The sequence below is a fragment of the Cupriavidus sp. CuC1 genome (assembly GCF_044627735.1).
Lineage (GTDB): Bacteria > Pseudomonadota > Gammaproteobacteria > Burkholderiales > Burkholderiaceae > Cupriavidus > Cupriavidus ulmosensis.
In genome coordinates this window covers 1-12,740 of sequence record NZ_JBIUHC010000226.1, presented here as the reverse complement: position 1 = coordinate 12,740, position 12,740 = coordinate 1, and the positions used below count along the sequence as shown (strand labels likewise).

14 protein-coding genes are annotated in these 12,740 nt (G+C 67.2%); 12 read left to right on the top strand and 2 right to left on the bottom strand.

The features are described from left to right. Nucleotides 1-192 precede the first annotated feature (192 nt). Nucleotides 193-891: a YceH family protein gene (locus ACGLHR_RS47525; protein WP_400102702.1), complete on the top strand. Its 699-nt coding sequence runs from the start codon at nucleotides 193-195 to the stop codon at nucleotides 889-891. A gap of 703 nt (nucleotides 892-1,594) precedes the next feature. Here the strand turns inward: ACGLHR_RS47525 and ACGLHR_RS47520 are convergent. Beyond that, nucleotides 1,595-2,476: a LysR family transcriptional regulator gene (locus ACGLHR_RS47520; RefSeq protein ID WP_400102701.1), complete on the bottom strand. Its 882-nt coding sequence runs from the start codon at nucleotides 2,474-2,476 to the stop codon at nucleotides 1,595-1,597. 134 nt (nucleotides 2,477-2,610) lie between these two features. Here ACGLHR_RS47520 and ACGLHR_RS47515 point away from each other — a divergent pair, with 134 nt between their 5' ends. The 4 genes from ACGLHR_RS47515 to ACGLHR_RS47500 all read left to right on the top strand — a co-directional run bounded on the left by ACGLHR_RS47515 (nucleotide 2,611) and on the right by ACGLHR_RS47500 (nucleotide 6,210). Continuing rightward, nucleotides 2,611-3,726: a TauD/TfdA family dioxygenase gene (locus ACGLHR_RS47515; protein ID WP_400102700.1), complete on the top strand. Its 1,116-nt coding sequence runs from the start codon at nucleotides 2,611-2,613 to the stop codon at nucleotides 3,724-3,726. Between the two features lie 97 nt (nucleotides 3,727-3,823). Beyond that, on the top strand, nucleotides 3,824-4,777 hold the full coding sequence (locus ACGLHR_RS47510) for a tripartite tricarboxylate transporter substrate binding protein (protein WP_400102699.1): 954 nt from the start codon (nucleotides 3,824-3,826) through the stop codon (nucleotides 4,775-4,777). A 61-nt stretch (nucleotides 4,778-4,838) separates the two neighbouring features. After that, a complete protein-coding gene (locus ACGLHR_RS47505) occupies nucleotides 4,839-5,705 on the top strand; it encodes an oxaloacetate decarboxylase (RefSeq protein WP_400102698.1) in 867 nt (288 codons plus the stop codon). 142 nt (nucleotides 5,706-5,847) lie between these two features. Then, nucleotides 5,848-6,210: a translation initiation factor Sui1 gene (locus ACGLHR_RS47500; RefSeq protein ID WP_400102697.1), complete on the top strand. Its 363-nt coding sequence runs from the start codon at nucleotides 5,848-5,850 to the stop codon at nucleotides 6,208-6,210. Nucleotides 6,211-6,302: 92 nt separating this feature from the next. Here the strand turns inward: ACGLHR_RS47500 and ACGLHR_RS47495 are convergent, their stop codons facing one another. After that, on the bottom strand, nucleotides 6,303-6,479 hold the full coding sequence (locus ACGLHR_RS47495) for a hypothetical protein (RefSeq protein WP_318238278.1): 177 nt from the start codon (nucleotides 6,477-6,479) through the stop codon (nucleotides 6,303-6,305). Between the two features lie 455 nt (nucleotides 6,480-6,934). On the opposite strand from ACGLHR_RS47495, the gene ACGLHR_RS47490 reads away from it, so the two are divergent. The 7 genes from ACGLHR_RS47490 to ACGLHR_RS47460 all read left to right on the top strand — a co-directional run bounded on the left by ACGLHR_RS47490 (nucleotide 6,935) and on the right by ACGLHR_RS47460 (nucleotide 12,602). Further along, entirely contained in the window at nucleotides 6,935-8,146 is a 1,212-nt protein-coding gene (locus ACGLHR_RS47490; protein ID WP_400102696.1) for an amine dehydrogenase large subunit, read from the top strand. After that, the gene (locus ACGLHR_RS47485) at nucleotides 8,143-8,766 is read left to right on the top strand and encodes a MauE/DoxX family redox-associated membrane protein (RefSeq protein ID WP_400102695.1); all 624 of its coding nucleotides are present in this window, start codon (nucleotides 8,143-8,145) and stop codon (nucleotides 8,764-8,766) included. The genes ACGLHR_RS47490 and ACGLHR_RS47485 overlap by 4 nt, the downstream gene beginning before the upstream one ends. A 7-nt stretch (nucleotides 8,767-8,773) precedes the next feature. Continuing rightward, a complete protein-coding gene (gene mauD, locus ACGLHR_RS47480; protein ID WP_400102694.1) occupies nucleotides 8,774-9,361 on the top strand; it encodes a methylamine dehydrogenase accessory protein MauD in 588 nt (195 codons plus the stop codon). A gap of 20 nt (nucleotides 9,362-9,381) precedes the next feature. After that, nucleotides 9,382-9,912 (top strand): methylamine dehydrogenase light chain, encoded by a 531-nt coding sequence (locus tag ACGLHR_RS47475; protein WP_400102693.1) that lies wholly within the window; start codon nucleotides 9,382-9,384, stop codon nucleotides 9,910-9,912. Next, on the top strand, nucleotides 9,909-10,373 hold the full coding sequence (locus tag ACGLHR_RS47470) for a c-type cytochrome (RefSeq protein WP_400102692.1): 465 nt from the start codon (nucleotides 9,909-9,911) through the stop codon (nucleotides 10,371-10,373). The genes ACGLHR_RS47475 and ACGLHR_RS47470 overlap by 4 nt, the downstream gene beginning before the upstream one ends. Nucleotide 10,374: 1 nt before the next feature. Continuing rightward, nucleotides 10,375-10,860 carry a cytochrome C gene (locus ACGLHR_RS47465; protein ID WP_400102691.1) on the top strand — a complete coding sequence of 162 codons (486 nt, stop codon included), beginning with the start codon at nucleotides 10,375-10,377 and terminating at the stop codon, nucleotides 10,858-10,860. Nucleotides 10,861-11,159: 299 nt separating this feature from the next. After that, nucleotides 11,160-12,602: an amidase gene (locus ACGLHR_RS47460; RefSeq protein ID WP_400102703.1), complete on the top strand. Its 1,443-nt coding sequence runs from the start codon at nucleotides 11,160-11,162 to the stop codon at nucleotides 12,600-12,602. Nucleotides 12,603-12,740 lie beyond the last annotated feature (138 nt).

Sequence of the window (12,740 nt, the reverse complement as noted above, 5' to 3'; positions counted from 1 at the left end):
GCGCTAAACATTCTCCGATGCGGACGTGCATCGCTAGTAGTAGGAATCCCCGTCCTTTAGGACGGGGAGGACGTCAAATGTCCACCAAACAAGGCGCTCCCGGCTGGCGCACGATCAGTAGGCCAGTGGTTCAGCTGATCAGCCCATCAGTGCATCACCCCGAGCAAGCAGCTTCACCTAGCGATACGATTCATGAATCCCAATTCCGACACCCACGCACGCCCAGCCATCCGTTCCTTGACGCAGCTTGAAGGGCGCGTGCTGGCCGTGCTGGTCGAGAAGCAGCATACGGTGCCGGACACCTATCCGCTGTCGCTCAATGCACTGACATCCGGCTGCAACCAGAAGACCGCGCGCGCGCCGGTGATGAATGCCTCCGAGGCCGAGATCCTCACCGCCATTGATGGCCTGAAACGCCTGAGCCTGGCCATGGAAGGCAGCAGCAGCCGCGTGCCGCGCTTCGAGCAAAACATGAAACGCGTGCTGGGCGTGCCGAGCCAGTCGGTCGCGTTGCTCACCACGCTGCTGCTGCGCGGGCCCCAGACGGCCGCGGAGCTGCGGCTGAACTCCGCGCGCCTGCACGCATTTGCCGATATCTCGTCGGTCGAGGTGTTCCTGGACGAGTTGGCCGCCGCCGAGCCACCCTTCGTCGTCAAGCTGCCGCGCGCTCCCGGCGGACGCGAAAACCGCTGGATGCACCTGCTGTGCGGCGAGGTCAGCGTCGATGACATCACCGAGCGCGGCGGCACCGACGACAACATCTCGCCCTCCGAGTTCGAGGCGCTCAAAGCCGAGCAAAAGGAACTGGCCGAGAAGGTGAACCGGCTTCAGGCGCTGGTGGAGCGCATGGCGGGCGAGCTGGGCATTGCGATCGACAAGAGCGCGCTGTAGGCCTTGGTCGCCAGTACCAAGTACAAATATTCCAGTTGGAAACATTGTGCTGCCGCATCCCGCAGGCTGCGCGCAGCCTGTCGGCGCGCCACAACAGATGTCGTTGGCCCGATTAGTGCTTGCGCGTATGATCGTGGATAGCTGCACCCTATCCACCGCGAGGCCGCAAACCAGATTCTCCCGGCTTCGCCAAGCGCCCCATGGCGCAGCCTTTCAGGGCAGATAAGGACACTACGCTGTCACAATACTGTCCTTGAAAGGCCGCCATACTTTGCAGTCCAAACACGTTGAGGCCTTTGACGATGCGCGTGACGATTCGCACCATTACCATTCCAGGAAGCCAAGGCCGGGCCGCCCTTCACCAGGCCGTCGTGTATGCCACGACGGAGCAGGAAGCTGCACCACTCATGACGAGTGACTGGAGCCAGCGCGAGCCCGAAGTCTTCATGGCCGCCCAGACTTGGGCAAGACGCAATACCTACATCGTTTCGAATCCCCGCACTGGTGCATTCTACGGGAGCCCTGCCGGGCGCTAGGCTGCGCCATCGACAGTGCGCAAGGGGCGCTGCATAAGCGCTCCACCGTCAAGCACCAGGGCCCGATGCAGACATCGCGCGCCTTGCGAGCGCCTTCAACGAAGGCCGGGCTTCCTTCGCTCTGACAATCTCGATCCCAAATGTATGGACATGGCGCGTCTCGCCGATCACGGCGCGGCGCGGGCACCTAGCGTGGCCGTCATGGCCTCGCGCAGCGCCAGCAGCAAGCGGCTGTCCTCATCGGCTTTGCGGATGACAAGTGAAATCTGCAGCGTGGGCACCTCGCTGCCCAGTCGGATGATCCGCACCGGATAGATCTGGCAAATGCCCGGGTCCATCAGCTGCACCAGGGAGACGCCAAGCCCGGCGCTGACCATGGCGACGATGGCCGGCACGCTGTCGAGCTCCAGCGCGCTGCGCTTGCCCGGCAAGCAGGCATGGACATAGCGCGCCGCCATCGCCCCGGTGACCGTGCTGCGGTCGTACCGGATCCAGTCGTGCTTGTGCAGCAGCGTTGACACCGAACTGGCGCGCTCGCCGGGCGGGGCGATCAGCACGATTTCCCGTTGCGTAAGCGGATGCCAGCGCAAGCCGGACAGCCGGCCTTTTTCGGGCTGGGCCACAACCGCCGCATCCAGTTGCCCCGCCTTGACGGCATCCATCAGCCCCGCGCTGCGCCCGCGCGTGGGGCGCACCGCCAGCCGCGGGTAGCGATCCTTCAGGTAACGCAGCGTGCCGGGCAACAGCACCGGCTGGATCGATTCGATCACGCCCAGACGCACCGTGCCGTCGATGGCCACCATGGTGCGCCGCCGCAGCGCATTGAGGTAGTCCAGCCCCCCGCGCATCGATGCCACCACCTCGTGCGCGGCGGCCGTCGGGCGAACCTGCAAGCCGGAGCGATCGAACAGCGCCTGCCCTAGATAAAGCTCCAGCTGCTTCATCTGCATGCTCACCGCGCTGGGCGTGAGATGCATCACGCTTGCGGCGGCCGCAAACGAACCTTCCTCGATCACCGAGCGCAGTGTCGCAAACGCCTCCAGCTTCATCAATATTCCTTATCAAGACTTCGAAATATCGTCACTACTTCTTATCTCCACGAAAGCTTAGACTAATCGCACGGATCCAAGCAATCCCGCGCATCCAAAGCAATCCAAAGCAATCCAACGGAGACAAAGACACCATGACCGCCTTCAACCCTGTGGCCTGGACCGCCTCGGAAGCCGCCAGCGACGCCTCATGGATCCAGCACCTGAGCGCGCAGGAGGTGGCGAGCATCGATGCCGCCCTGGCCCACGCCAAGGCTTGCCGCAAGCCGTTTCTCGACATGACGCAGGCGGACTTCCCGCTGGACGCAGCCGCAGGCGGCGCGCTCAAGCGGGCGGTCCAGGCCACGCAAGGCCGCTGGGGCATGTGCCTGCTCAAGGGCTTTCCGGTGGACCGCTGGACCGAGGACGACACGCGCCTGGCCTACTGGGGCATGGGCTTGCACATGGGCGTGGCGCGCACGCAGAACCGCGCCAGCGATTTCCTCAATGACGTGCGCGATATCGGCGCCGCCTACAAGACCAGGAACGGGCGCGGCTATAACACCAACGCCGGCCTGGATTTCCATTGCGACTCCAGCGACGTGGTTGCCCTCCTGTGCCGGCGCGCGGCAAAGAGCGGCGGGGAGAGCAAGGTGGTCAGCTCGATGGCCTTGCGCGATGCGTTCATCCGCAGGCGGCCGGACCTGGAGGCGGTGCTGCGAGCGCCCTTTTACTTCAGCTACCAGGGCGCGCAGGATCCCGCGCAGCCCCCGTACTATGCCTTGACGATCCTTGGCAATCATCCGGACTGCTTTGCGCTGCGGACCAACCGCAAGAACATCGTCGCCGCGCAGGCGGACTTCGACACCGTGCCGCGGCTGACCACCGCGCAGCATGAGGCGCTGGACTTGCTGGACGAACTGATGACGGACCCGAGCCTGTGCTTTTCCATGTCGCTCGAGCCGGGCGACATGCAGTTGCTGAACAACTACGTCACCATCCACTCGCGGACCAATTTTGAAGACTATGAGGAGATGGACCGCAAGCGCCACCTGCTGCGGCTGTGGCTGGCGGTGCCGTCGGCGCAGCCACTGCCGGACGACTGGGCGGTGTACTTCGGCGACACGCGTGCCGGCGCGGTCAGGGGCGGGCTGCGCGGCAGCGCGATGCCGGCCGCCTTTGTTGCGTTTGAAGCCCGGCAGGCCGCAGCTGTTGGAATGCCCTTGCGGGCCTGGGCTCCCGCCGCGCCCGGCGAGGCGTTGACGAACTGATGCGCTGACACACCGCAGCACTGACATAGCAGGCGGCAAGCCCACGCGCGGCGGGTTCGACCCCGCCGGCGCCATATAACAAGATGACGGAGACAACATGCAACGACGTGACTTCCTGGCGCTGCTATCCGCAGCCCTCATGCTCCCGCCCGAGCTCAGGGCGGCGACCAACGTGACCAAGCTGCTGGTCGGCGCCACGCCGGGCGGTGGCACCGACATTGTGGCTCGCTCGCTCGCCGTGGAGCTGGAAAACCGGCTGGGGCACACGTTTATTGTCGACAACAAGCCGGGTGCGGCCGGCAATATCGCGGCGGGCGCGGTCGCCAAGGCCGAGCCCGATGGCGGCACGCTGCTGCTGAGCTACACCAGCCATGCGATCAATCCCTCCTTGTTCCAGAAGCTGCCGTTCGACACCCTCAAGGACTTCACGCCCATCAGCCTGGTCGCCAACTCCCCGCTGATCCTGGTCGCCCGGCCTTCGCTCAAGGTGAGCAATCTGCGCGAAGTCATCGCACTGGCCAAGGCGCAGCCCGGCCATCTCAGCCTCGCCGTGGCCGGCGTCGGCAGCGCCAACCATCTCGCGGGCGAAATGCTCAAGGCCGAAGCCGGCGTCGATATCGTCAGCGTGCCGTACAAAGGCGCGGGGCCTGCCGTGGCCGATGTGGTGGGGAGCCAGGCGGACCTGTTGCTCAGCAATGTGGCCACCGTGCAGCCTTTGCTGAGCGCGGGCAAGCTGAAGGCGCTTGGCGTGAGCACGCTGCAACGCCTGCCGGCGTTCCCCGATGTAGCGCCGATCGCCGATGTGCTGCCAGGCTTCGATTACAGTTCATGGTACGGCTTGTTCGGCCCGGCCGGCATGCCGGCCGACCTGGTCCAGCAGATCGAAAAAGCGGCGCGCGCCGGCGTGGCCTCGCCGGCCATGCGCAAGCGCCTGCAGAACGAAGGCTTGGTGCCGGTGGGCAGCAGCGCGCAGGAGTTCTCCCAGTTCGTGCGCAAGGAGATCGATCGCTGGGCCAAGGTGGTCGCCGTCACCCATACCAAGATTGCCTGACAATCAGGCATTGAGCCCCCATTAAACCGGCTACCAATGGCCACCACCCCTGGAAAACACAATGACAACTCCATCCCTCGCCGACCGCCTGCGCCAACCGCGCGTGCTGCTGGTGCCCGGCGTCTACGACGCGTTCTCGGCGCTGGTCGCCGCGCAGGCGGGATTCGAGGCGCTCTACCTGTCTGGCGCCGCCGTGGCCTACACGCAGCTCGGGCGCTCCGACGTCGGCCTGACCACCGCCACCGAGACAGTGGATATCGTCGGCAGGATCACCGACCGCGTTGACCTGCCGCTGATCGTCGATGCCGATACCGGCTACGGCAATGCACTCAACGTGATCCGGACCGTGCGCACGCTGGAACGCGCCGGCGCGGCCATGATCCAGCTCGAGGACCAGACCTTTCCCAAGCGGTGTGGCCACCTGGACAATAAGCGCGTGGTCGCAACAGCCGAGATGTGCGGCAAGCTGAAAGCGGCCCTGGACTCGCGCGCCTCATCGCGAACCCTGATCCTTGCCCGTACCGATGCGGTGGCCATCGAAGGACTGGATGCGGCGATCGATCGCGCCGAGGCCTATGTGGAATGCGGGGTCGACGCGCTGTTTATCGAAGCCTTGCGCACCGAGGAAGACATGGCGCGCGTCTGCGCGCGCTTTGCCGGGCGCATCCCCCTGCTGGCCAATATGGTGGAAGGCGGCAAGACGCCGGTTCAGAGCGCCGCCGAACTCGCCGGCAAGGGCTTCCGGATCGTGATTTTCCCGGGTGGCGTGGTGCGCTTCATCGGCGCGCAGATGAAGCGCTACTACGGCAGCCTGCTCGAGCACGGCACCACCGCGCCGATGCGCGATGCCATGCTGGATTTCGACGGGCTGAACGGCGTGATCGGCACGCCGGAACTGATCGCGCGGGGGCAGAGCTACGGCGAGTGAGCGAATAATCAGGCGCGCAGCGCCTGCCACGGGCTGCAAGCCGCACCTGAGCGGTTCCGCGCCCCCTTGCAGGCGCCGCGCGCTTGTCGTACGCTGCCTGCCCCGGGCTGCGCCAGCCAGCCCGTCACCCGGAATCCCTGTCATGTCTCACCCAAAACCCGCCAGCTCGCTGGTCTACTCCACCGAACACGGCCGCATGTGCCCCGGCTGCGGCAATGCGCTGGCGGCCTGCACGTGCGGCAAGGCCCAGCCGGTCGCGCAAGGTGACGGCATCGTGCGGGTGTCGCGGGAGACCAAGGGCCGCAAGGGCAAGGGGGTGACGCTGGTGCGCGGCGTGGCGCTGGACGCGCTGGCGCTGGCGCAACTGGGCAAGGAACTGAAGGCCGCTTGCGGCTCGGGCGGCACCGTCAAGGACGGCGTAATCGAGATCCAGGGCGACCACTGCGACACGGTGATGGAAAAACTCAAGCAGCGCGGGATGACCGTCAAGCGGGCTGGCGGCTGAGCGCCGGGCCACGCGCCGCTAGCCGGCGTGGCCAGTCGGGCGTCAACAGGCCATGAGAGGCCTGGATCAATTCAAGCGGCTTAAGCAGCCCCTTAGCGGTTGCGCTGCTTGTAGACGATGCTGCCGTCGGACTTGCGCTGGGGCACGACCGGGTTGCGGGAGTTGCACACCGGGCAGCGAAACAGCGGGCCCTGGCCTTCATCCTTGACCGTCACGTCCTTGGGGTCCCAACGCGTCTGGCACGACTGGTTCTGGCAAGTAAAAAACATCTTCATTCTCCGTAATAGGCGCGGATCGTAGCACGGTGACGGCGTTGGCCCGCCCTGGAGCTGCCCCGGGGCTGCCCCGGGGCAGCTCTGGGGCCACTTTGGCCGCCTCGGCTACATCGCCTTCTCCATCTTCGGCCTCACCGCCTATTCTGCTCCGTTTCCGAAAACGGATAAGCCTGCGCCTTGGCACTTGGCCCCCGCACAGCCCTGCGCGCACGACCGCAGTGCAGCTTCGCCGTGGCGACGAATGGCGCGCACCGCCGGCAGGCGCGCCCGCCATGGCATCCGGGCGCCGTGCACCGCAAGCCGCCATCACGAAAGGCGCCGGCCACTGCCGCCGCCCGGCCGGCATTGGTGAATATCCCCGTGCCGCCGTTGCCGATTTCGGATAACGCCCGCACCACCCCCGTTCGTAGACTGGCCCCATTGCAAAGCGCATCCCAAGGAGCCATCCAGTGAACGAGGTAAGCACCAGGGCCATCACGCGACGGCCCGGCGCGGTACGGATAGTGGCGGCAGCGACGATGTTGAGCGCGCTCGCCATACCAGCCACTGCCGCACCCAATGACGCCCCCAATGCCGCCGAGCTGCAGCCGGAAACCCTCTCCGTCCAGCCACTCGCGCCCGCCGATGACGGCCGGCTCTATATCTCCGATGTGGCGTTCAAGCACATGGTGGACGGTCGCCTGCATGTGGTGGACGGCAAGCGCATGCGCTACCTGGGGCTGGTGCCTACCGCCTTCGGCGGCCAGAGCGTGCTGTCGCCGGACAAGGGCACGCTGTATGTGATCTCCACCTTCTATTCGCGGCTGGCGCGCGGGGAGCGCACCGACGTGGTGAGCCTGTACGACACCGCCACGCTGGCCTACCGCAGCGAGATCGTGATCCCGCCCAAGCATGCGCAATCGCTGAACTACCGGGGCATCGCCACCGTATCCGCCGACGGGCATTTCCTCTACGTGCAGAACGCCACGCCCGCCACCTCGGTCAGCATCGTCGACCTGCAGGCCGGCAAGTTCGTGGCGGAGGCACAAACCCCCGGCTGCTGGGGCGTGTTTGCCACCGAAGCTTCCAGCCAGCGTTTTCGCACACTGTGCAGCGACGGCACGATGCTGACGGTGACGCATGACGCCGCCGGCCAGCCCAGCGGGCAAAAGCGCAGCGCGCGCATGTTCGATCCCGACGCCGACCCGGTTTTCCTGCACAGCGGGCGCGTGGGCAACACGCTGACCTTCGTGTCCTTCAACGGCAACGTCTACAGCGCGGATCTCTCGGGCGAGACGCCGGCCTTCGCGCAGCCCTGGCCCGTGCTGGACGCAGCGGACCGCAAGGCGGGCTGGAAGCCGGGCGGCTACCAGCTGTTCGCGCTGCACGCCGCCACCGGCCGCCTGTACCTGGGCATGCATCCGCGCAGCAAGGAGGGATCGCACAAGACCCCCGCCGCCGAGATCTGGACCATCGACCTGGCGCAGCACAAGCGCATCGCCCGCGCGCCGGGGCAGAACGCGCTGGCGCTCACCATCACGCAAGGGCCGCAGCCAACGCTGTATGTGCTGGATGCCGCCAAGGCCGGCGTGGTGTCGCTGGACCCGGCCCGGGGCCTCAAGCCGGTGGCGCGCCTTGACCAGGTGGCAGAGAACGCGGTGCAGCTGGAGCTGCACCAATGAGCGCCGCCGCCGTGGTCTCCAACGTGTTGCGCGATCCGGTCGTGGTGGCGGCATGTTCCGCCGCCGCCGCACTGGTACTGGCGCATGCCCTGTGGCCCAAGCTGCGCGACTTCTCCGGCTTCTGGGGCGCCGTCAGTGCCTACCGGCTGGTGCCCGACGCCTGGTCGCGCTGGGTGGCGCTTGCCTACGTGGGCGCCGAGACCGCCAGCGTGGCGGCGCTGGTGGCCGCACCGCTGCACCCGGGCGCGGCGCTGCTGGCGGCGTGCGTGGTGGCGCTAGCCAGCGGCGCGGTGGGCATCAACCTGCTGCGCGGGCGGCGCGACATCCGCTGCGGCTGCGGCAGCGACGCCGACAGCCTGCGGCTATCAAAGGGGCTGCTGCTGCGCAACCTTGGCTTGCTCGCCGTGCTGGTGCTGGCCGCGATCACTGCCGCCGGGCTGGCGGCCGACACGGCACCCCGTGCGTTCACGCTGCTCGACGCCCTGGCCGCCGGCTTCTGCGCGCTCGCGCTGTTGCTGCTCTGGCTCGGCGCCACGCAATTGCTGGTTAATGCCGACCGCGCTACGCACCACTCCGGCGGCCTGGCTTCCAGCCACCCTACGCATTCCACCTTCTCGTGAGACTCCCATGACTGCCCTTGTGATTGCCAATATCTTGCTGTGGATCGCCGTGCTGGCGCTGCTCTTCGGCTTCTATGCGCTGGCCCGCCAGGTCGGCATCCTGTTTGAACGCGTCGCGCCGATGGGCGCGCTGGTGATCGACGCCGGCCCGCGCGTGGGCGAGGCGCTGCCGCCCTTTGCCCTGCAGGATGTGCGCGGCGGCCCGGTGGCGGTGGGCGGCGCGCAGGCGCGCAGCACGCTGCTGTTCTTTCTCTCGCCCACCTGCCCGGTCTGCAAGAAGCTGCTGCCGGTGCTCAAGTCGATGCAGGCCAGCGAGGCCGGCTGGCTGCGCGTGGTGCTCGCCTCCGACGGCGAACAGCCCGAGCATCTGGCTTTCCTGCGCCAGGCCGGGCTGGAAGCCTTCCCCTATGTGCTCTCGCCCGAGCTCGGCATGCACCTGCAGATAGGCAAGCTGCCCTACGGCGTGCTGATGGACGAGCGCGGCACGCTGCGCGCCAAGGGCCTGGTGAATTCGCGTGAGCAGCTGGAGAGCCTGTTCACCGCGATGGACCTGAACGTGGGCTCGGTGCAGCAGTTCCTGGAAACGCGTGCCTGACGGCAGGGGAGAGAAACACAATGTGGATTGACCGATTCTTCGAACACCAGACCCGGCGCGCGGCGCAGCGCACGGGCCGGCGCAGCGTGCTGGCCACGCTCGGCAAGGCCATGGTGGGCACGATGGCGCTGCCGGTGCTGCCCTTCGACCGCAGCGCGCACGCGGCCGGCGCGCATGGCAGTAAAGCCGGCAAGGCCGCCGGCCCGCAAGCGCAGGACGAAACCGCCTGCGACTACTGGAAGTACTGCGCGGTGGATGGCTTCCTGTGCTCGTGCTGCGGCGGCAGTTCCACCACCTGCCCGCCGGGCACCGAGCCCTCGCGCGTGTCATGGGTGGGCACCTGCCACAACCCCGCCGACGGACGAGACTACATGGTCAGCTACAACGATTGCTGCGGCAAGACCACCTGCGGGCGCTGCGAGTGCAACACCAACGAGCGCGAGCGGCCGGGCTACCGGCTGGGCGTGCACAACGACGTGAACTGGTGCATGAGCAACGACAGCACGATGTTCCATTGCACCACCTCGATCATTCTCGGAGTCCAGGAATGAAGCTGCCTTCCTCACAGCTGGCTCAGTGCCTGGCATGCCTGGCATGCGTGGCGCCCGCCAGCGCGGTCCTTGCCGACTCGCTGGCCGACCAGGGCAAGGCCTTGTTCGGCACCCACTGCGCCGCTTGCCATAACGCCGATGCATCGGGCATTGCCGGCGTGGCGCCGCCGCTGGCCGGCGCGCTGCGCGAGCGGCTCGCCACACCGGCGGGGCAGGCCTACCTGGCCAATGTGCTGACCCATGGCCTGGCTGGCCCGATCCAGTCGCAGGGCCAGTCGTTCAACGGCGTCATGCCCAGCTTCGCCACGCTCCCGGACGAATCGCTGGCCGCCGTGCTGTCGTGGCTGGCATTGAGCAACGGCGCGCCGGCGCAAGCGGTAGGCGCCGATGCGCTGGCCCGCGCACGCGCCGAGCGCAAGACGCCTGGCGCCGTGCGCAAGCTGCGCGAGGCGGGGCAGTAACATGGCATCGCGCAGAGCACGCACCTTGCGCTTGGCAGCGCTACGCGGCCTGGGCCTGCTAGCGCTGGCCACGCTAGCCACGACCGCGAACGCGCAGGCAGAGCTGCGCCACGCGCGCGACAACTACCTGCTGCACTGCTCCGGCTGCCACCAGCCCGATGCCCGCGGCAAGCCCTCGGCCGGCATCCCCGACATGCGCGAGACCGTGCCCTTGCTGCTTGCCACGCCGGCCGGGCGCGCGTTCCTGATCCAGGTGCCGGGCACCTCGGCCTCCGCGTTGAGCGACGCAGAGATCGCCGGGCTGATGAACTGGCTGATGCCCGCGCTCACCGGCCGCCACGACGTGCCGGCATTCAGCACCGAGGAGGTGAGCCGCTATCGCCGCCAGCCGCTCGATGACGTGAGCGCGCACCGCGCCGAGATCCTGGGCGGTGGTTCGACGGCCACGCCGGACCAGACCGCCCGCGCGAGTCCCGGGACAATGTGACAGACTCACGCAGACAAGCACACGCAGGACAAAAAACAGGAACGAGGAACGACACGATGACCCCCACAGGCACTACCGACCGTGATAGCGACAATGCGCGCAACGCCGTCAACAGCCCCGCCCCCGGGCAACCTTCGCGGCGCCATTTGCTGGGCCACCTGGCAGGCGCCACGCTGGCCGGCATCGCCGCGGGCGTGGCTGCCAGCAGCGCCAGCGCAGCGGCGCCCGCCGGCAAGGGGGGCGCATCGAGCGCATCCGGTCCCGGCACCACGGCTGGCGGCCCGAATCCCATCGTGATGATGCCGGCGTGGCAACTCTCGCGCGAAATCCATGCCCGCAAGCTGTCGGCCCGCGAAGTCATGGCGGCCTACCTGGACCACATTGCACGAGTGAATCCCGGCGCCAACGCCATCGTCGCGCTGCGTGAGCCCGAAGTGCTGCTGCAGGAAGCCACCGCCTGCGACCAGGCCCTCGCCGCCGGACGCTCCGCCGGCTGGATGCACGGCATGCCGCAAGCGCCCAAGGACCTGGCGCTCACGCGCGGCATCCGCACCACCTTCGGCTCGCCGATCTTTCGGGACAATGTGCCCACGGTGGATGCCATCATCGTGGAACGCGCACGCGGCGCCGGCGCCGTGCTGATCGGCAAGACCAACACGCCGGAGTTCGGCCTGGGCTCGCAAACCTTCAACCCCGTCTACGGCGCCACCCGCAATCCTTATGACGCCAGCCGCACCGCCGGCGGCAGCAGCGGCGGCGCGGCCGCCGCGCTGGCGCTGCGCATGCTGCCGGTAGCGGACGGCAGCGACTTCGGCGGCTCGCTGCGCAACCCGGCCGGCTTTTGCAACGTCTACGGCATGCGTCCCTCGGCCGGCCGCGTGCCTTACGGCCCCGCCCCGGAAGTCTTTATCCAGCAACTCGGCTACGAAGGGCCCATGGCACGCACCGTCGCCGACGTGGCCCTGCTGCTGGCCACGCAGGCCGGCCCCGATGCGCGCACGCCGCAGGCGCTCGCGCAAGACCCGGTGCTTGCCACGCTCACCCCGGCCAATGTGGCCGACGTGCTAAAGGCCAACCTCAAGGGCAAGCGCGTGGCATGGCTGGGCGACTGGGACGGCTACCTGCCCATGGAAGCCGGCATCCTGCCGCTGTGCGAGGATGCACTCAAGGCCTTCCCGGCGTTTGGCGTGGGGGTGGAAGCGATCAAGCCGCCGTTCTCTGCGCAGCGGCTATGGAAGACCTGGCTGGTGCACCGTCATTTCCTGGTCGGCAACGGAATGTTGCCCTTCTACCAGGACCCGGCCAAGCGCGCGCTGCTCAAGGACTCCGCGATCTGGGAGATCGAGGGCATGCTCAAGCTCAGCGCAAGCGATATCTATGCCGCGAGCATGGAGCGCAGCGCCTGGTATCAAGCGCTGCTTGGCGTGTTCAAGCAGTTCGACTATATCGCGGTGCCCACGGCGCAAGTCTTCCCGTTCGATGTGAACCAGCCCTGGCCAAAACAGATCGCCGGCCGCGAGATGGATACCTATCATCGCTGGATGGAAGTGGTCTTTCCGTGGACGCTGTCGGGGTGCCCCGCGATCAGCGTCCCGGTTGGATTCGGGCCGCAGGGGTTGCCGATGGGGATGCAGTTGATTGGGCGGCCGAGGGATGATTTGTCGGTGCTGCGGCTGGCGCATGCTTATGAGCAGGAGCGCAACTGGGTGGGGGGGAGGTTGCCGCAGGCGATGATGGGGTGAGGGGGGAGGGGGCTTTGACTGCAACTGCAACTGCAACTGCAACTGCAACTGCAAAATCAGCTTCAAATTCAATGGCTTAACGTCAAGGGCAACTGCAGTTTCACCTCCCCTTCGGGGAGGCGACCTACTTTTTTGTCT